This window comes from Pseudidiomarina sp. CB1 (assembly GCF_024752025.1).
GTDB lineage: Bacteria > Pseudomonadota > Gammaproteobacteria > Enterobacterales > Alteromonadaceae > Pseudidiomarina.
Genome location: NZ_JANTPU010000002.1, coordinates 13,424 through 31,016, shown reverse-complemented (window position 1 = coordinate 31,016; position 17,593 = coordinate 13,424). Strand labels below are relative to the sequence as shown.

General features: G+C 51.9%; 19 protein-coding genes and 1 riboswitch. Of the genes, 7 read left to right on the top strand and 12 right to left on the bottom strand.

Going from position 1 to position 17,593, the window contains the following annotated elements:
- Positions 1-15 precede the first annotated feature (15 nt).
- From moaE to moaA, 6 genes are all read right to left on the bottom strand, one after another.
- Positions 16-483, bottom strand: coding sequence for a molybdopterin synthase catalytic subunit MoaE (moaE, locus tag NV375_RS09480; protein ID WP_258807996.1), 468 nt, complete (start codon positions 481-483; stop codon positions 16-18).
- Between the two features lie 2 nt (positions 484-485).
- Entirely contained in the window at positions 486-734 is a 249-nt protein-coding gene (locus NV375_RS09475; protein ID WP_258807995.1) for a MoaD/ThiS family protein, read from the bottom strand.
- Positions 727-1,224, bottom strand: a complete 498-nt coding sequence (gene moaC, locus NV375_RS09470; RefSeq protein WP_258807994.1) for a cyclic pyranopterin monophosphate synthase MoaC — start codon at positions 1,222-1,224, stop codon at positions 727-729. Before moaC ends, NV375_RS09475 begins: the two co-directional genes overlap by 8 nt.
- A 15-nt stretch (positions 1,225-1,239) precedes the next feature.
- Positions 1,240-1,752 (bottom strand): molybdenum cofactor synthesis domain-containing protein, encoded by a 513-nt coding sequence (locus tag NV375_RS09465; RefSeq protein WP_258807993.1) that lies wholly within the window; start codon positions 1,750-1,752, stop codon positions 1,240-1,242.
- Positions 1,749-2,297, bottom strand: coding sequence for a molybdenum cofactor guanylyltransferase (locus tag NV375_RS09460; RefSeq protein ID WP_258807992.1), 549 nt, complete (start codon positions 2,295-2,297; stop codon positions 1,749-1,751). The genes NV375_RS09465 and NV375_RS09460 overlap by 4 nt, the downstream gene beginning before the upstream one ends.
- A gap of 1 nt (position 2,298) precedes the next feature.
- On the bottom strand, positions 2,299-3,270 hold the full coding sequence (moaA, locus tag NV375_RS09455; protein WP_258807991.1) for a GTP 3',8-cyclase MoaA: 972 nt from the start codon (positions 3,268-3,270) through the stop codon (positions 2,299-2,301).
- A riboswitch (molybdenum cofactor riboswitch) is annotated at positions 3,260-3,402 on the bottom strand. (Overlaps the previous gene by 11 nt.)
- 186 nt (positions 3,403-3,588) lie before the next feature.
- Here moaA and yegQ point away from each other — a divergent pair.
- Together yegQ and NV375_RS09445 are read left to right on the top strand one after the other, a co-directional pair.
- On the top strand, positions 3,589-4,899 hold the full coding sequence (gene yegQ, locus NV375_RS09450) for a tRNA 5-hydroxyuridine modification protein YegQ (protein WP_258808298.1): 1,311 nt from the start codon (positions 3,589-3,591) through the stop codon (positions 4,897-4,899).
- Position 4,900: 1 nt separating this feature from the next.
- Positions 4,901-5,095, top strand: a complete 195-nt coding sequence (locus NV375_RS09445) for a YfhL family 4Fe-4S dicluster ferredoxin (protein WP_258807990.1) — start codon at positions 4,901-4,903, stop codon at positions 5,093-5,095.
- Here the strand turns inward: NV375_RS09445 and NV375_RS09440 are convergent.
- Positions 5,092-5,940, bottom strand: coding sequence for a LysR family transcriptional regulator (locus tag NV375_RS09440; RefSeq protein ID WP_258807989.1), 849 nt, complete (start codon positions 5,938-5,940; stop codon positions 5,092-5,094). The two genes, NV375_RS09445 and NV375_RS09440, sit on opposite strands and share 4 nt — an antisense overlap.
- Positions 5,941-6,159: 219 nt before the next feature.
- On the opposite strand from NV375_RS09440, the gene NV375_RS09435 reads away from it, so the two are divergent.
- Genes NV375_RS09435 through NV375_RS09425 form a run of 3 tightly spaced genes read left to right on the top strand, consistent with a single transcriptional unit; the run spans position 6,160 to position 10,631 of the window.
- Positions 6,160-7,335 carry an acyl-CoA dehydrogenase gene (locus NV375_RS09435; protein WP_258807988.1) on the top strand — a complete coding sequence of 392 codons (1,176 nt, stop codon included), beginning with the start codon at positions 6,160-6,162 and terminating at the stop codon, positions 7,333-7,335.
- A 36-nt stretch (positions 7,336-7,371) separates the two neighbouring features.
- The gene (locus NV375_RS09430) at positions 7,372-9,576 is read left to right on the top strand and encodes a thiamine pyrophosphate-dependent enzyme (RefSeq protein ID WP_258807987.1); all 2,205 of its coding nucleotides are present in this window, start codon (positions 7,372-7,374) and stop codon (positions 9,574-9,576) included.
- Positions 9,573-10,631: a malonyl CoA-ACP transacylase gene (locus tag NV375_RS09425; protein ID WP_258807986.1), complete on the top strand. Its 1,059-nt coding sequence runs from the start codon at positions 9,573-9,575 to the stop codon at positions 10,629-10,631. Before NV375_RS09430 ends, NV375_RS09425 begins: the two co-directional genes overlap by 4 nt.
- Here NV375_RS09425 and NV375_RS09420 read toward each other — a convergent pair.
- Positions 10,579-11,397: a mechanosensitive ion channel family protein gene (locus NV375_RS09420; RefSeq protein ID WP_258807985.1), complete on the bottom strand. Its 819-nt coding sequence runs from the start codon at positions 11,395-11,397 to the stop codon at positions 10,579-10,581. The two genes, NV375_RS09425 and NV375_RS09420, sit on opposite strands and share 53 nt — an antisense overlap.
- Positions 11,398-11,411: 14 nt before the next feature.
- Positions 11,412-12,392: a hypothetical protein gene (locus tag NV375_RS09415; protein WP_258807984.1), complete on the bottom strand. Its 981-nt coding sequence runs from the start codon at positions 12,390-12,392 to the stop codon at positions 11,412-11,414.
- 72 nt (positions 12,393-12,464) lie between these two features.
- On the opposite strand from NV375_RS09415, the gene NV375_RS09410 reads away from it, so the two are divergent.
- The gene (locus tag NV375_RS09410) at positions 12,465-12,836 is read left to right on the top strand and encodes a diacylglycerol kinase (protein WP_258807983.1); all 372 of its coding nucleotides are present in this window, start codon (positions 12,465-12,467) and stop codon (positions 12,834-12,836) included.
- 5 nt (positions 12,837-12,841) lie between these two features.
- Here the strand turns inward: NV375_RS09410 and NV375_RS09405 are convergent, their stop codons facing one another.
- Positions 12,842-13,807, bottom strand: coding sequence for a lyase (locus NV375_RS09405; protein WP_258807982.1), 966 nt, complete (start codon positions 13,805-13,807; stop codon positions 12,842-12,844).
- Between the two features lie 40 nt (positions 13,808-13,847).
- Positions 13,848-14,945, bottom strand: a complete 1,098-nt coding sequence (locus NV375_RS09400) for a transporter substrate-binding domain-containing protein (protein WP_258807981.1) — start codon at positions 14,943-14,945, stop codon at positions 13,848-13,850.
- A 78-nt stretch (positions 14,946-15,023) separates the two neighbouring features.
- Here NV375_RS09400 and NV375_RS09395 point away from each other — a divergent pair, with 78 nt between their 5' ends.
- A complete protein-coding gene (locus NV375_RS09395; protein WP_126772921.1) occupies positions 15,024-15,644 on the top strand; it encodes a LysE family translocator in 621 nt (206 codons plus the stop codon).
- Here the strand turns inward: NV375_RS09395 and recQ are convergent.
- On the bottom strand, positions 15,641-17,458 hold the full coding sequence (recQ, locus tag NV375_RS09390) for a DNA helicase RecQ (protein WP_258807980.1): 1,818 nt from the start codon (positions 17,456-17,458) through the stop codon (positions 15,641-15,643). The two genes, NV375_RS09395 and recQ, sit on opposite strands and share 4 nt — an antisense overlap.
- Between the last annotated feature and the right edge of the window lie 135 nt (positions 17,459-17,593).

The following is a 17,593-nucleotide window of genomic DNA, read 5'->3' as shown; positions in this document are numbered from 1 at the left end:
CACATCGCTAACACGCTAAGCCGAAACATCTTTCACCTGCCAACGTTCTGCAGCAACTTGGTCCGTCGTTTTAGCGCCAACCCACGCACTACCCGACGTGGTTTCTTCACGCTTCCAAAACGGCGCTTGGGTTTTCAAAAAATCCATGACAAACATGCAGGCCTCGAAGCCCGCGCGCCGATGTGGTGACGCCACTCCAACAAAGACGATTTGCTCATTGAGCGCTAAGGTTCCAACGCGATGTATAATGGTGATGTGTTCAACCTGCCAGCGCTGCTGAGCCTGCTCCGCCAGTTGCTTCAACACCTGCTCAGTCATTCCCGAATAGTGTTCAATATGCAAGGCCTGTAAGTCGCCCTCGGCCAGTTCGCGCACTAAACCGGTGAACGTGACCACTGCACCGCAATCACTCGAGCCCACGAGTGCTTGATATTCGTCAGCCACCGAGAAGTCTTCGTGTTGAACACGCACCGCAATAGACATCTCTAACCTCCAGTTACGGGTGGAAAAAGCGCGACTTCGTCGCCATCCACTAATGGCTCATCCCAATCGACAAACGTATAGTTTTTCGCACAAAGAAGCTCTTGGTCGTAAAGCTCTCGCGTCCAGTCGGGGTGCAATAGCGCCAACTTCTCGCGTAATTGTTGAACCGTTGCGCCGGCCGGTAGGTCAACGTCGATTTCATTACAGTTCAAGCGCTCCCTGAGCATCGCAAAGAATTTCACTTTAACCATGGTTTACATGCTCCCTTTGCCAATGCCCACTCTTACCACCAAATTTTTCATGTAAGTGAATGCCATTGATCTGTAAAGCAGGATCGACAGCTTTGCACATGTCATGAATCGTTAAAGCAGCCACACTTGCCGCTGTTAAGGCTTCCATTTCGACCCCTGTAACCCCTTGCACGGCGCAGGTTGCAGTAATTTGCACGCGACCTTGCTCGGGTTGCAAAGCAAAGTCGACGGTGACCTTGGTTAACGCTAGCGGATGACACAATGGAATCAAATCACTCGTGCGTTTCGCCGCCATAATACCGGCTACCCGAGCTACCGCTAACACGTCACCTTTGCGGAGTGATTGACTGGCGATTTGCGCCACCACCTCGGGAGTGGTTTGTACCGTGGCCACGGCAGTTGCTTGCCGCATACTCGCCGCTTTTTCAGCAACATCCACCATATGCGCAGCGCCACTGGCATCAAGGTGGGTAAATGTTTTTGTGCCCATGCCTACACCTCCTGTTTAAGCATTGCGCGCTAATCGCGCATTAAAGTTGCAAGGGCCTTGCAAGCCGTCTAATTGCGGCCGGACCAGCTCTTGCCAAGCTAGCTGGGCCGCTGATAACGAACCTGGCACCGCCACTATCAGCGTATTATTGGCTAAGCCCGCCACTGCTCGCGATTGCAACGCAGAGCTCCCGATCTGTTGGAAGCTCAACTGCCGGAACAGCTCACCAAAACCATCAATTTTTTGCTCAAGCAACGGTTCAATGGCTTCAGGCACGCAATTATGACCAGCAAATCCAGTTCCTCCGTTAAGCAACACAACTGCGAGCTGAGGTTCAGCGATCCAGCGCGACACCACCGCCCGCAACACATATTTATCGGTCGCAAGAATTTGCCGCTGATAACGGTGATGCCCAGCCTCGGTAATCGCATCGGCGAGCCAATCACCGGTTTCATCAGTTGCCGGCGTATGACGGTCCGACACCGTAGCTAAGGCAATGTGTAGTGGACGGTGCTGTTTAGCCGTCATAAAGACACTCCTAACATTTCAATTGCGCGCCGCCACTGTTGCGGCGTATTGGTATTGTGTAATTGGTAGCTATACGGCCACGCCAGCGCTTGTGCATTCATGGCCTGTAACATTGAGCGCACCGACCGATCACCACCGTCATCGCAAAGTTGTTGAGTAAGGTAGTTCACCAGCTCTTGTGAGTAATTCACCACGCAAGGCAAGGACGATCCGTTAAAGTAGACTGCACCGGGTTGGTTCAACAGTTGTTGCAGTGCAGCGGCCGTAAGTAACGGCATATCAATGGGGACCACCACAAGACGCTGTGGCACAGCATCCAAGTGATGCATCACGCTTAACAGGCCACCAAGCGGACCAGCGTTTGGCAAAAGATCCTGAATGTAACCCTCTGCGTTGCGACTCACTCTTATTTGCGCACAACCGACCTCACGCAGCAGACGTTGGCAGCGTTCAAGTTGCGTCATTCCAGCTACTTCTAGCAATGCCTTATCAAGCCCCATGCGCGAAGATTTGCCTCCTGCGATAATTACGCCGGTCAGTTGCATACTAGCCTCCGATCATCGCTAGGTGACGCGTCGCACCGCTAAACTGCTCGTGCAGCCCGTGTGTCGCTTTTTTACTTAGTACCAACTCTTGCAACGCTGCTTGCAGCGGTGCCGTGTCGTCGGTCTGCAAATAGGTTCGTAAATCTTGATGGTGCTCGGTAAATAAACACAAAAAGAGCTGCCCTAAACTTGAAACCCGTAAACGGTTACAGTCATCACAAAAGTCACGACTGTAGGGCATGATCAAACCTAATTTGCCTTGATATTCGGAGTGCCAGAACTCTTGTGCCGGTCCAGCAGTGCGTGATTTCACACATTGTTGCCAGCCCTCTCGCAACAACTGCTCTTTAATACTCTGGCCACTGATGTGATGACGTTGGTAGTAAGCAACATTGTCGTTGGTCCGCATCAATTCAATAAAGCGCAAACTCACCTTGCGAGTTTTAATATAGTCCAGAAAATCTGGTAAGGCGCCGCCGTTATAGCCCTTTAGCAATACACTATTCACTTTGACCTTGGGAATGCCTAAGTCGATGGCCTGATCAATTCCGTCCAAAATTGCGGGTAAGCGATTTTGCCCAGTGACGAGGTGGAAGGTGCTTGGGTCAAGACTATCAACGCTGACATTGATCGCATCAACGCCGGCATCCCGCCATGCAGGTAGATCGCGCTTTAAGCGATAGCCGTTGGTGGTAATTGCGACTTCTTCAATGCCGGGGACAGCTTTGACCGTTTGAATAATTTCCAATAGATCTTTGCGTAGACAAGGCTCGCCACCGGTCAGCCGGACTTTACGAGTCCCCAGTGCCGCAAACGCCGTTACCAAGCGCCGAATTTCAGGCACAGTCAGCTCGGCCTGACGCGAGGTACAGTCCGGTCCATCTGGCAAACAATAATCGCAACGGAAGTTACAGTTCTCCGTTACCGACAAGCGCAAATAGGTAAAACGACGCGCAAAACGATCCATTAGCATGGTCAACACCTTTCCAAGTACGGGAGGTTAGCTCGTTTCCAAACCAACCCGGTGGCAAACTGCCACGGCACACAGGTCATAGCTCATGTGATACATGGCCTTAGAGTCTGTCGCTCGGCGTGAATGTGAGGCTAATAGTAGAGGGCTTAAGCACGAAATGTTATTGCCATGAAGTGAGGGCAGCCCTACCCCTTTAGGGATAGTTAGCACCTGGGTTTAGGCGTGGTTTATTGATCCTGATCAGCGTTTTTTCTATGCCTTTCGTTAAACTGAATGCGTATTCTTGCGCTGGATCAATTTTGCTGTATGACACATCTTATCAATGCCCCTGAACTTCTTTCACCGGCAGGAAGCCTTGACGCTATGCGTATGGCTTTCGCCTACGGCGCTGATGCCGTTTACGCTGGCCAACCGCGTTATAGCCTGCGCGTACGCAATAACAGCTTCGACTTAGCCAACCTAAAAATCGGTATCGAAGAAGCCCACGCGCAAGGCAAAAAGTTCTACGTCGTGGCCAACATTGCACCGCACAACGCCAAACTCAAAAGCTTTATCGATGACATCGGCCCAGTGGTCGCGCTGCAGCCCGATGCGCTGATTGTCTCGGACCCCGGTATTGTCATGTTGTTACGCGAAAACTTTCCGGACCAACCTCTGCACTTGTCCGTACAAGCCAACACTATCAATTGGGCAGCGGTAAAATTCTGGCAGCAACAAGGCATCACCCGCGTGATCCTGTCGCGTGAATTAGAAGTGAAGGAAATCGCCGAAATTCGCGAAAAATGCCCTGACATGGAACTGGAAGTATTCGTCCATGGCGCATTATGCATGGCCTACTCGGGTCGCTGTCTGCTGTCCGGTTACATTAACAAGCGCGACCCGAATCAAGGTGCTTGCACTAATGCCTGTCGCTGGCCTTATCAAGTTCACGACGCCGAAGCAGACGAAGTCGGCCAATTTCGTCCGATTGACCGTCCGGTCTTGCTCGAGGAACCGCAACGGCCCGGTGAATTAATGCTCATGGATGAAGACATTCATGGCACGTACATCATGAATTCCAAAGACTTGCGCGGAGTGCAACACGTTGAAGCCTTGGCGCAAATGGGCATTCACTCATTGAAAATCGAAGGCCGTACGAAATCTGATTACTATGTTGCGCGCACCGCCCAAGTGTATCGCCAAGCCATTGATGACGCCGTTTCCGGCCGTCCGTTTAACCCACAACTCCTCGGCGACTTAGAGGGCATGGCTAACCGCGGCTTTACTGAGGGCTTCTTGCGCCGTCATGTGCCGAGTGAATTGCAAAACTATCAAACCAGTCATAGTCATGGTGAACAGTTGTTGGTTGGCGCAGTGCTCTCGAATGATGGCGCTAATGCGTGGATCGACGCCAAAAACGCTTTTGCTACTGGCGACCAACTGATATTGATGAAACCCTCGGGCAACATACGTTTCACTGCTGGAATATTGTTCAATAAAGATGGCGAAGAAGTCGCCCGCGCGCCCGGCTCCGGTCATCAGGTGGAATTACGCCTGCCATGCCCACTCGAACAACGGGATCACGGTTTCGCGATGCTGCTCAAAGAATTACCCCATCCGCCCCAGCCCATTGCGGTAAAGGAGGTGTAACATGCCTGTTGTCATTGATAGTGACTGTATCAATTGTGATATGTGTGTACCGGAGTGCCCAAACGATGCGATCGAAATGGGTTCCGCACACTACGTCGTGAACGTCGACAAGTGCACCGAATGTGAAGGTTTCTATGACGAGCCTGCGTGCATTCCCGTGTGCCCTGTCGACTGCATGACGCTGGTAAGTAGCTAACGCGCCTGCGTCGCCGTTTGCCGACAAACTTGCTGTAACCACTGCAGCGGGCTACTCTCTGCTTGGCTTCGTGGGTACGCCATCCCAATTGTCCGCTCTAAGCTTAAATCGCTGATGGGTCTTAGCGTCACATCTTGTCGTTCACGTAAAGATTCCAGATCTGGCACTAACGCGCATCCAACGCCTGCAGAGACTAACCCCAAAGCATATTCAATCGTATGAATATCCGCGCGAATATCCGGTTGAATGCCTTGCCGAATAAGCTCAGGATAAAACACCGACCAGGCCTCGCACGGGGTACGTTTAATTAACGCCAAAGCCTGCATCTGTGCCAGCGTTACATGATCTTGCAGCGCCAGTGGATGACCCGCTGGCAATGCTAAGACAAAGCGGTCATGCCAAATAGGTAAGAACTGCTCCCCAGCTTTGAGCATCCGCGGCGTAATGATCCGCGCATCAGCATCATCTTCTGGCTCTACCAAATGGAGTTCAAGACCATCGACACCGGCGGTGAAGTCACGTAACAACTGGCTCATGCGCTCCACCCCTAGCGCTCGAATCAAGCCCAGCCGAAATTGCACCCGCGTCACACTATGCCGAAACGATGCGCGCAACGATTGCATTTGACTCAACATCCGTCCGGCATGCCCGTAAAGTCGCTCACCATCCTCCGTTGGGGTAACCCCTCTGGATTGTCGCTGGAAAAGCTGAACCTGCAGTTCATCTTCAAGCTGTTGTAGCGCTTTCGACAGACTTGGCTGAGCGACATGACAAGCGCGGGCGGCAGCGCTAATACTGCCTTGCTCATAAACAGCAACGAAATATTGAAGCTGACGTAAATCCATAGTTAAAAGCTATACCTACTCTCGTATTTATATTATTTAACTCTACGCTATTTCATCGTAAAGTGGAAAAAAACAAATGCGTTGTTCGTTGTTCGTCCGTTCGGCTGCGCCTCACTGTTGGTACGCTCACTGCGTTCGCTATTCGAGGCTCTCCGAACAGTGCGAAGCACGGACGAACAGCGAAGCGTACGAATAACGAATCACGAATTAGAGGTTTATATGGCACGTTTCCCTTTTGATTGGCAAGACCCGTTCCAATTCAGCAACATGCTGACCGAAGAAGAACGCATGATCCGCGATACTGCACACCAGTATTGTCAAGAAAAGCTAATGCCGCGGGTGCTTACCGCGAATCGCGAAGAACGGTTTGACCGCGAGATCATGAATGAGTTAGGCGAACTGGGTTTGCTTGGGGCGACGCTACCCGAAAAGTACGGTTGTTCAGCAGTAAATTATGTCTGTTATGGCTTGGTGGCACGCGAAGTTGAGCGTGTTGATAGTGGCTATCGTAGCGCTATGAGCGTGCAGTCGTCGTTAGTCATGCATCCGATTCACGAATACGGCACTGAAGAACAGCGCCAGAAATATCTGCCGAAACTCGCCAGTGGCGAATGGGTTGGCTGCTTTGGCCTAACTGAGCCGGATGCAGGTTCAGATCCGGCGGGTATGCGCACTACGGCGAAAAAGGTCGACGGCGGCTATGTGCTGAAGGGCAGCAAGATGTGGATTACCAATTCGCCGATTGCTGATGTGTTTATCGTTTGGGCAAAATTGGACGGTGACATTCGCGGATTTATTCTCGAGAAAGGCATGAAAGGTCTTTCAGCGCCGAAAATTGATGGCAAATTCTCACTGCGTGCGTCAATCACCGGTGAGATTGTAATGGACAACGTTGAAGTTCCAGAATCTGCCTTGCTACCGAATGTTAGTGGCTTAAAAGGTCCGTTTGGTTGCTTGAACAAAGCCCGCTACGGCATTGCTTGGGGCGCTCTTGGTGCGGCTGAGTTCTGTTGGCACGCCGCACGCCAATACACGCTCGACCGGAAACAGTTTGATCGCCCGTTGGCCCATACGCAGCTTATCCAAAAGAAACTTGCCGACATGCAAACGGAGATCAGCATTGGTTTATTGAGCTGTTTGCAAGCTGGACGCTTGATGGATGCTGGTCAATTACCACCAGAAACAATTTCGCTGATTAAGCGGAATTCATGTGGTAAAGCCCTCGACATCGCGCGTGTGGCCCGTGACATGCACGGCGGTAATGGCATCGCCGACGAATACCATGTGATTCGCCATGTGATGAACCTTGAGGCCGTGAATACCTATGAAGGTACCCATGACGTGCACGCACTCATTCTGGGTCGCGCAATTACTGGGCTACAAGCTTTTAGCTGAGTTTTCACCTAGCAACGCAAACTTATGGAGGCGTATATGGCTGCAGCAATGCACCCATGGCTGGGCGAATTCATCCAGCGTATTGAGCAACAAGAACTGCCACACGCACAAGCTGCAGGTGGCATTCTAAGCGAATCTGAACTGGTCGAGTTGTTCGATTCACAACTCGCCAGCCGGTTACTGGATTTGCAGTCGCGGCTAATGCAAGCGGCCGGGCAAAGTTTCTACACTATTGGTAGTTCAGGACACGAAGCTAACGCTGCTGTAGCAAAAGCTTTGCGTGTGACCGACCCAGCGTTTTTGCATTATCGCAGCGGGGCTTTTTTCTTGCAGCGGGCGAAGCAAAAACCTGGCTCTACCCCCTTGTATGACATGCTGCTCAGCTTTGCCGCCTCGAGTGATGACCCTATTTCAGGTGGGCGTCACAAGGTGCTTGGCAGCCTTGACCTTCATATTCCACCACAAACCAGTACCATTGCTTCGCATGTTCCCAAAGCGATGGGTACGGCTTTTGCCATCGGCCTTTCGAAACGCTTACAACACCAAGGTACGTGGCCTCATGACGCCATTGCCATGTGCAGTTTCGGTGATGCCTCGGCGAACCACTCGACAGCGCTTGGCGCAATTAACTCGGCAAGTTGGGCGGCTTATCAGCAGATCCCAATGCCTTTGCTATTGGTTTGCGAAGATAACGGGCTCGGTATTTCCACCCATACGCCGCAGGGCTGGATCCAACAGCAGTTAAGCCAGCGCCCAGCATTAAAGTACTTCTTTGCGGACGGCAGTAACCTGGCAGAAACCTATTTAGTTGCTAAACAAGCTGCGGATTATGTCCGCCAGAAACGTAAGCCGGCAATGTTACATGTGCGCACTATTCGTTTGTTCGGTCACGCCGGTGCTGATGCGGAAGTGGCGTATCGTAGCAAACAAGAAATTGCCCGTGATGCTGAACGTGACCCGCTGCTGCATACCTGCGCAGCGCTCATTAGTCGTGATCTCTTTACGCACGAAAGTTTAGCGCGTTTTATTCGCCAGCAGCACGAACGGGTGGCGCGTATTGCCCAGCAAGCCGCACAACAACCAAAGCTCGAACGGGCCGAGCAAGTGATGGCCTCGATTGTGCCGCCGAAACGTGACGAAAGTAGCGTACCCGCAGCGCTCAATGCACCACAGCGTGAGCAGTTGTTTAAATTCGACAAGCACAACTATGGTAAGCGCCAGCACTTAGCCAAATTACTCAATTGGTCGCTGCATGACCTGATGGCGCAATACGGTAACATCGTGATGTGCGGTGAAGACATCGCTAGAAAAGGTGGCGTCTACCATGTGACCCAACACTTGATGGAAGCGTTCGGACCCAATCGCGTACTCAATACCGTGCTTGATGAACAAAGTATTCTTGGCCTTGCCATTGGTATGGCGCAGCAGGGCTTTATTGCCATGCCAGAAATTCAGTTTCTCGCTTACGTCCACAACGCCGAAGACCAAATCCGCGGTGAAGCAGCGACCCTATCGTTTTTCTCCAACGGTAAGTACACCAATCCAATGGTGATTCGAATCGCTGGTTTAGCTTACCAGCGCGGGTTTGGTGGTCACTTCCACAACGATAACTCCTTCGCGGTGTTCCGTGATATTCCCGGCGTCATCGTCTTGTGTCCATCGAACGGCCATGATGGTGCCTTGCTGATGCGGCAAGCCGTGCGCCTAGCGGCAGTGGAGCAACGGGTCGTGATTATGCTCGAGCCAATTGCCTTGTACATGATGCGCGATTTGCACGACGAAGGCGACGGCGGCTGGCTCTGTGAGTATCCAGAACCTGATCAGGCGGTACCAGAGCTTGGTGAACCTGCGTTACATGGCGACGGCGAAGACCTCGCAATTATCTCTTACGGCAATGGTTATTATCTTAGCCGCCAAGCCGAAGCGAAGCTCGCCAAAGCTGGGCACAAGGTACGGGTACTCGATATTCGCTGTTTGGTGCCATTGCACACCGACAAGATCGTGAAAGCCTTAGGCACGTGCAAGAACGTGCTGATTGTCGACGAATGTCGGCGCCGCGGCTCATTAAGTGAGGAACTGATGACAGCATTACATGAAGACTATGCGGGACGTTTCACTATTCAGCGCATTACCGCCGAAGATAGCTTTATTCCGCTTGGCAAAGCAGCCTACACAGTGCTCCCGTCAGCTGATGGTATTGTTGAGAAGGCGCAAGCAATGTTGCAGGGGGAGCAAGCATGAAAAAGACAGCCTTAGTGATTTGCCCTGGACGTGGCACCTACAACAAACCAGAACTTGGGTCTATCTCCGCGAATATTGCAGCATCTTCGCCGAAAATCAAAGAACATTTGCAAGAGGTCTTAACCCGCATTGATCAAGAACGGGAGCAACTTGGTCTCGCCACCGTTTCCGAACTGGATCAAGCCAAGCTCTTTAAGACGTCCTTACACCAAAAACCTGAGCACGCCGCCGCTTTAATCTACACGGCGGGGTATTTAGACTTTTTAAGTATCGACCGCGAGCAATACGACGTAGTGGCACTGGCCGGCAACTCTATGGGTTGGTATACCGCTATGGCCTGTGCCGAGGCGTGGTCCGTCAGTACCAGTACGCGTTTGGTGACGAGTATGGCGCAGTTAACCGCTGGCGGTGCTGGAGCACAGTTTATTTATCCGATTGTCGATGCCGACTGGCGCCCTGATCATCAGCGTATTGCATTAGTTGAAGCACAGCTCGCGAAGCACCAAGGCGAATTGTTCCGTTCAATTAACTATGGTGGTTATGCTGTCTTGGCTGGGACTGAAGCAGCTTGCCATGCAGCAGTGAAGGCCTTACCCACTGCTGATGAGCGCTTTCCGATGATCTTGCCTGGGCATGCGGCTTTCCACACCTCGTTGATGGCCGATGCAGCGGCAACCGCGCAAGAAACGTGGCCAGTTGCGGCATTTCAGACACCGCAAACACCATTAATTGATGGTCGTGGTCAGCAGTGGTTAACACCAGCGACCGATCTGCGCGCGTTACAGCAGTACACCTTAGGCCATCAAGTCACCGAAACCTATGACTTCAGCAAGTCGATTCAGGTGGCAGTGAAAGAGCTCGCGCCGGATCACATTATATTACTTGGCCCGGGCAGTGGCTTAGGCGGTGCCGTCGCCCAAGCTTTGATCGAAATACAATGGCAAGGCCTGACAGACAAAGCTCGTTTTAGTAAACGCCAAACTCAAGCACAACCTTTTGTACTTAGTATGGGCCTACCTGAGCAGCGTGCTCTGGTGACAGCTGGGCAAAGTTAACTGGCAGCTCGCGTAGGCACGACTTGCCGCGGGCGGTGAGGTCGGTCATAAACTGGAACTGTTGCCGTGGGTCAATTGGATAAGCTTTTAGCTTATAATGTGTGCCCCACGGCTCTTCATTCGCGACGACCACAATCGGCTTCGCGAGTTGTACGTATGGACTCGTCAAGGCAACGTCCTCAAGCAGATGTTTCACCTGATTCGCATCATGTTCAGGGTGTAAGTAAAAATCCACCACACACATCAAACTTGGGCCACCGTTATTGGCGTTATGAATGAGGTTTGACCATAACTTCAAGTGCGGAATAAACACCACTGTGTCGTCAGGCGTGACAATTTCTACTGCGCGCATACCAATGTGCTTCACCTCACCGTAAGTACCATCGACAGAAATCCAGTCCCCTGGCCGATAAGGCACTTCATATACGGCAACCACGCCAGCGATAATACTGCTGACATAGTCCTTTAAAGCGAAACCAATTGCTAAACCGGCCGCACCTAAAATAGCTACCATGTTGCGGGCCGTGGGCTCAATCACTAAAGGTACGATCCAGACAATGGCAAAAATAAAGACAATCACACGCACGGTTGGAATTAGCGCCAGCACAAATAGACGTTGCTTGCCATGGAGATGGTTGGCGAGCATCGGCAAGAGCCTTTGACTACACCAAATAAACAGGAGCGCAGCCGCAATCACCACACCAATTTCGATCAGCACGGCACTGTTGATCTCTTTAAAAATGGCTAAAAACTGTTCAGTATCCATTGCTCGCCTCGTTGTTAAAAACCATCGAGCCAATAACCACGTGCGGCCAAGAAGTCACGCACATCAATATAGGCGTAAACGGTGATACGCCATACACCTTCATCATCAAGCTCGATAACTGCATTTTGTTGCAGCCGTAGCAATTGCACATCGAGTTGATCGGGGGCCAACATCGGCAGTACCCACTGCAAATGCTCGCCACGCAGTCCATGGTGAAGCAATAGGGCATACAAAATAAACGCAGTGCCATCATCAGCCTCACGGGGAATTTGCGGAGCTTGGCGTTCACTATCACGCTCCAGCGCCCACAACGCTAGCGCTACTCCCACATTTCCGCGAGCTTTAGCAGCCAGCTTACGCAGTCTTTTGTCACTGCCTTCAATACAAACTTGTCGCAATAACTCAGGAGTTGCAGCGGCAAAACAGTAACAGTGCGGTAGACTCAACGGCCATGCCCTTTGCAAAAAGGCAAAGGTCCAACTGTCGACCACCACCACGCCTTCGCCCAGCTCGCCACGCAGCAAGCGAGGCAAGAGTGAACGCATGAACTGCATGTGTGAGGTGGTACGCAACCAAAACGACGAAAATTCATCAAGCAACCAACGTTCACACTTCTGGGCTTGCCACCAAGCATCCGTGTCAGCACTTTCAAGCTGCTCGACGTTAGGAACTTGCAACTGCTGGTAGCCTTGTTGCTCCGCCCACTCGCGTAAAATAGCACCCGTTCCGCTAAACGGCGGACTCACGACAAAGCGCACACAAGGCGTCTTATTGAGCTCTTGCCATGCGTCATCTACCGCAGCGACTGCCGGCGCCAGATCGAATTCACGATAATGGGGAAAATCCTGATCTTCAGGGGTGGCATCCTCATCGGCATCGCTGCCAATGAGGCTATGCAAACGAATCAGAGCTTTTTGCACCAACGTGCTCGCCGGTGCGGACGGACGCTCGAAGTCATCCAGCGGGATAAGCTGCCAATGATTGCTTTCGGCCATAAATTTAAGCCATCCTTAAGTTCATTGATGTATTACACTGTACACCATCTAGCTGAAACGAAAAGTAAATCAATGAAACCATCGCAAAAAGGCTTAATACGCATTGTGCACGCTACCGCTAACTCCGTACGCGGTTTTCGTGCGGCGCTAAAATCCGAAGCTGCGGTCAGACAAGATTGTCTGTTAGCACTGGTGCTTGTGCCGCTGGCCTTTTGGCTGACAGCTGATACTGCTGAGCGTGCGTTGTTGATTCTCCCGGTGTTTATTCTTTTGATTGTCGAACTATTGAACTCGGCAATAGAGGCCACCGTTGATCGAATCAGTCCGGATCTGCACGAGCTTAGCGGCAAAGCCAAAGATATCGCTTCTGCCGCTGTCATGTTCAGTCTGATTTTGATTGGCATCACCTGGGCCACGGTGCTGTGGCCCAGATTTTTTGGCTAATAACACTAATCGTAGGTGATTTTGGCTTGACCGATAGTGTTCGCATCGGTACCAAACCATAAGCTCTGACTTGCTTCGTCGTAGACCATATGGCGCACAGTGCCGCCGCCACTCGGCACTTCAACAGGCGCAGTGAAGGCTTCGTTGGCTATATGAAAACCAACAATACGGTTGGGTTGTGGGCCCGTCTCTGCAAACCACACATAGCCCTTATCGTCCGCCGCCATGGCATAAGGCAAAGCACTGGTGCCACCAGGCAGTGCCCACTCTTCAATTTCACCACTCTCACGGTCATACCGACCTAAGTACCCGCCTGCATAATCGACATAATAGATGCCGCCATCGGTACCTTCAGCAATACGGCGTGGGCGATTGGCACTTGGCCGCGGTAACTCGACTTCTTGCAACGCACCGTCAGTGAACGTCACTAACTTGTTCGAGCCAAACAGTGTTGCCCACGGCTGACCATCCACCATAATTAAGCCGTAGGGACGAGCGCGTTTCGTTGCGACATCGTAAAGCTCAATGGCATTCGTTTCAGCGTCGTAAAAACCGAGCTGATTCGCACCTTGCGCGGTAAACCAAATGTCGCCATCAGCGGTAAATTGTTGGGTATGGACATCGCGGCGCCCATCACCTGGTAGTGTGTACTGAGTGATCGCGTAGCTGTCATGGTCAATTTTGCCAATGTGTGCGGCTTTATTGCCCGCATACCAAGCACCTCGCTCATCCACGATGATGTTGTGCGGACCCGCACCCTCGGGTAAATCAATTCGTTCAAAGTCACCGGTTTGCGGATTAAGGACCGCTGCATAATCCGATCGTTGGCCGACAAACCATACACGGTCGGCACTTTGCACATAAGGGTCACGTGGGCGCGAGTCGGGCCATGGCACCTGCCACTCTTCAATTGTCACGGTGGCTGGCGCATTTGCTGCGCTCAGCAGGATTGCAGTCGCTAAACTCAACATAATTAAGCCTCCTACGAGGTAGTTATGGGTAAACTCTTTATTATAGCGAATCACCTAAATATTGGTTCACCGCTTGCCGCCACTCCGCGCCGCGCACGTAACGCAACAATGCCTGATTCACTTGCTCACGTCGCACAGCTGCGGGCGGTAACACAATGGCATAATCTTGCGACGCGAAATTCTCAGGAAGTACCGATAAACCACTAAAACCTTTACGCAACTGATATTTCAACAGTGGTGCGTCATAGACCACAGCGTCGGCTTTACCTGCTTGCACAGCCTGCAGAGCATCGGTCAAGGTCGGGTAGTGCTGATAGCCGATGTTTTCGCGATCCAGCCAGTAAGCGCTATACGAATTCGGTACGCTTGCCACCCGAACTTGCGCCAAATCATCCTTACCTTGCACTCGGGTTGAGAGCTTATTCACCGTCAACGCCGAAGTAATGGATGCGGTAAAACTGGAAATAATAATCACGCTGGTAAACATCCAGATTAACCCCACCACACGCCCTGCTTTACTGCGCGGTGATTTATCACCATAGCCCACGGTCGTCATCGTGACCGCCGCCCACCAAAAGCCGGCACCTATTCCGCGCAGGGATTCTTGTTTGAACTCATCCGGATTGTGACGCCGCTCAGCCAACCAAACCAAGAACCCGGCTAACAATAAGATCCCCGACAGGGCTAACATTACGGTCAGAAATTCGAAGCTAAAAAAGCGTTTCGTCAGCGTCCACCAACTGGCTTCTTCTACTGCGGGCACCGCTATTCCGAGGCCAGCATTATAAAACGGCAACGTGAAATCAATCTGCCGTTCTCGGTCTGCAGTCACGGATAAAGCGCCAAGACCCACATCATAGCTCTGCTCGGCAACACCGCTGATCAGCTCGTCAAGGCCAACTGGATAGTAGTCAAACTGGTAATTATTGACGTCGGCAATATGCTCCCACAACGCAATGGTCAAACCCTGATAGCGACCTTCAGCATCTTGGGTAACAAAGGGCGGACTCACGCGCACGGCAACTTTAAGAGGCGCTGTCGCTGGAGAACTTGCCGTCGCACTTGTTTGCGCGCTGGCATTAGCAGTGAAACCGAGTAAACTGCCAAGAACAATAGCCAAAGCAATGAGCTTCTGCATTCGAACTCCTTGTTTTTCTTTTGCTGCTAGGGGCACACTTAAGCCTAGTATACAGACCTCAATCAAAATGGGTGGATTATGGAAATTTTCATCGCCGTGCTGTTTTTCGCCTTCTCAACCACTATTACCCCAGGCCCGAACAACGTCATGATCATGTCGTCGGGCGTCAATTACGGGGTGCGTGCCAGCATGCCGCATTTTTTGGGTATCTGTTTAGGTTTTCCGGTGATGGTGCTACTGGTGGGGTTTGGCTTTGGTGTTATTTTTGAGAAGTTTCCCAACCTGCACCAGCTGATTAAGGTGATCGGCGTGGTGTATTTACTGTGGTTAGCATGGCATATCGCAAGCGCCGAACCCAAAGCCATTCAAAAGGGCGAGAAAAAGCCTTTTACGTTTTGGCAAGCAGCGCTATTTCAATGGGTCAATGCGAAGGCGTGGATGATGGCGTCAGGCGCCGTCGCTGCTTACACCACGGTTCATGGCAATGCTGTTGTCGAGGTTGTCGCCATCACTTTGGCATTCTTGTTAATGGCATTTCCATGCGTTGGCGTATGGTTGCTGTTTGGCTCACTTCTACGCAAAGTACTCTCTAACTCGGTCTTTCAGCGCGTGTTCAACATTACCATGGGGCTCATCCTCGTCGCTTCGATCATTCCGGTATTGCAGGAATTGTGGCGTTACTATTTCGCTAGCATCTAGAGGCTGAGTAACGGTTCATCGTCGGCGTCAAGATACGCCGTAATCGCATCGATGAAGGCTTCGCCATAACGGGCAAACTTGGTTTGCCCGACGCCGGTGATCAGCAACATGCTTTGCTCATCGGTCGGGTAATGTACCGCCATCTCGACCAGCGTGGCATCGTTAAACACCACAAACGGCGGCTTATCCTCAGCCTCCGCGATACTTTTGCGCAATGCGCGTAGGCGCCGAAACAGCAATTTGTCGTAGTCGGCGCGGTCGGTCACTTTCGGTTTGCTGACCGCCAAGTTAATGCGCGGCTCGGCCAACTGTAACGCCACTTCTCCACGCAACACAGGCCGCGCAGCTGCGGTCAACTGTAGCGTGCCGTAGTGCTGAATGTTTTGTAGCACCAGCCCGCGATGAATCAACTGGCGAATAATACTCAGCCAGTAGCTTTGGCTTTGTTCGGCGCCGATGCCGAACGTCGAGAGTTGCTCATGGCCCAGCGCCGTCAACCGCTGAGATTGGCTCCCCCTGAGTACATCAATCACATGATTGGCACCAAAACGTTGCTCGACGCGATAAATACAGCTCAGTACCTTTTGTGCATCAGTAGTGCCGTCGTATTGCCGTGGTGGATCAAGGCAGATATCGCAGTTGCCGCAACTTTGTTCACGAAACTCATTAAAATAGTTCAGTAACACCAAGCGGCGGCAGGTTTGCGCTTCACCCAAAGCCTGCATCGCGCCGAACTTATGCAATTCGACCTGACGGCGTTGCTCGTCCGGGTGGTCATTGATCATGCTGCGGATCCAACCGGCATCACTGGGATCGTAAAGCAACACAGCTTCAGCGGGCAGGCCATCACGCCCAGCACGCCCTGTTTCTTGATAGTACGCCTCGATACTACGTGGCACATCAAAGTGAATCACGAAACGCACGTTCGGTTTGTTAATGCCCATCCCAAAGGCTACGGTCGCTACCACTACATCGATGTCGTCGCGCACAAACCCGCGGAGTACCTCTTCGCGCTCGTCATGTTCCATGCGGGCATGGTAGCCACGCGCTCGAATACCGTCTTGGCGTAGGCGCTCAGCAATATCTTCGACTTTCTTGCGACTACCACAATAAACAATGCCAGAAGCGCCTTTTTGCTTGGCAATATAATCGCGAAGTTGCTTTTGTGGTTTGTATTTTTCTTCGACGATGTAGCGAATATTGGGTCGATCAAACGAGCTCTTAAAAATTTCGGGATCGTGCAGGTGCAAACGCTGCACAATATCGGCTTCAGTGGCCGCATCCGCTGTGGCCGTTAAGGCCATAAATGGAATGCGCGGTAGCGCCTCACGAAGTTGCCCAAGTTGGCCGTACTCGGGACGGAAATCGTGCCCCCACTGCGAAATACAGTGCGCTTCATCAATCGCGATTAAGGTAATCGGCCACTGTTGCAGTTGGCGCATAAAATAGCCCTGCAGCGCGCGCTCAGGACTCACATACAGCAGTTTAAGTACGCCCTGTGCCGCATCTTGCATCACCTGCTGCTGTTGTTCCGCGTTAAGGCCATTATGCAGGGCAGCGGCGGCCACTCCCATGGTCTGCAAGCTTTCTACTTGGTCTTGCATCAAGGAGATCAGCGGTGAGACCACTAAGGTCACGCCATCGCCCATAACTGCCGGAAGTTGGTAGCACAAAGACTTTCCGCCACCGGTCGGCATCAAAACCAGCGCATCTTGGCCAGCTTGCACTGCCGCGATAACCTGTTCTTGGCCTTGCCGAAACGACGCATAACCAAATACATCGGCAAGGGTTTTTGACAGCGCGGCTGCGGTCATATTTGCGGGCTCCGATTGCGCGAGAATTGAATACGGTCTATTGTATGCATCCCACGCGCTGAGCACCACAGCCGAACGGTTATTTCCGACAAATCCGCGTGGTAACTGATTAAATTTCGCACACATCTGAGATAC

Bases quoted from the DNA above. Each gene is read 5' to 3' on its own strand.
- moaE (WP_258807996.1), bottom strand. From the start codon at position 483: ATGTCTATTGCGGTGCGTGTTCAACACGAAGACTTCTCGGTGGCTGAC.
- NV375_RS09475 (WP_258807995.1), bottom strand. From the start codon at position 734: ATGGTTAAAGTGAAATTCTTTGCGATGCTCAGGGAGCGCTTGAACTGT.
- moaC (WP_258807994.1), bottom strand. From the start codon at position 1,224: ATGGGCACAAAAACATTTACCCACCTTGATGCCAGTGGCGCTGCGCAT.
- NV375_RS09465 (WP_258807993.1), bottom strand. From the start codon at position 1,752: ATGACGGCTAAACAGCACCGTCCACTACACATTGCCTTAGCTACGGTG.
- NV375_RS09460 (WP_258807992.1), bottom strand. From the start codon at position 2,297: ATGCAACTGACCGGCGTAATTATCGCAGGAGGCAAATCTTCGCGCATG.
- moaA (WP_258807991.1), bottom strand. From the start codon at position 3,270: ATGCTAATGGATCGTTTTGCGCGTCGTTTTACCTATTTGCGCTTGTCG.
- NV375_RS09445 (WP_258807990.1), top strand. From the start codon at position 4,901: ATGCCTGTTGTCATTGATAGTGACTGTATCAATTGTGATATGTGTGTA.
- NV375_RS09440 (WP_258807989.1), bottom strand. From the start codon at position 5,940: ATGGATTTACGTCAGCTTCAATATTTCGTTGCTGTTTATGAGCAAGGC.
- NV375_RS09435 (WP_258807988.1), top strand. From the start codon at position 6,160: ATGGCACGTTTCCCTTTTGATTGGCAAGACCCGTTCCAATTCAGCAAC.
- NV375_RS09430 (WP_258807987.1), top strand. From the start codon at position 7,372: ATGGCTGCAGCAATGCACCCATGGCTGGGCGAATTCATCCAGCGTATT.
- NV375_RS09425 (WP_258807986.1), top strand. From the start codon at position 9,573: ATGAAAAAGACAGCCTTAGTGATTTGCCCTGGACGTGGCACCTACAAC.
- NV375_RS09420 (WP_258807985.1), bottom strand. From the start codon at position 11,397: ATGGATACTGAACAGTTTTTAGCCATTTTTAAAGAGATCAACAGTGCC.
- NV375_RS09415 (WP_258807984.1), bottom strand. From the start codon at position 12,392: ATGGCCGAAAGCAATCATTGGCAGCTTATCCCGCTGGATGACTTCGAG.
- NV375_RS09410 (WP_258807983.1), top strand. From the start codon at position 12,465: ATGAAACCATCGCAAAAAGGCTTAATACGCATTGTGCACGCTACCGCT.
- NV375_RS09405 (WP_258807982.1), bottom strand. From the start codon at position 13,807: ATGTTGAGTTTAGCGACTGCAATCCTGCTGAGCGCAGCAAATGCGCCA.
- NV375_RS09400 (WP_258807981.1), bottom strand. From the start codon at position 14,945: ATGCAGAAGCTCATTGCTTTGGCTATTGTTCTTGGCAGTTTACTCGGT.
- NV375_RS09395 (WP_126772921.1), top strand. From the start codon at position 15,024: ATGGAAATTTTCATCGCCGTGCTGTTTTTCGCCTTCTCAACCACTATT.
- recQ (WP_258807980.1), bottom strand. From the start codon at position 17,458: ATGACCGCAGCCGCGCTGTCAAAAACCCTTGCCGATGTATTTGGTTAT.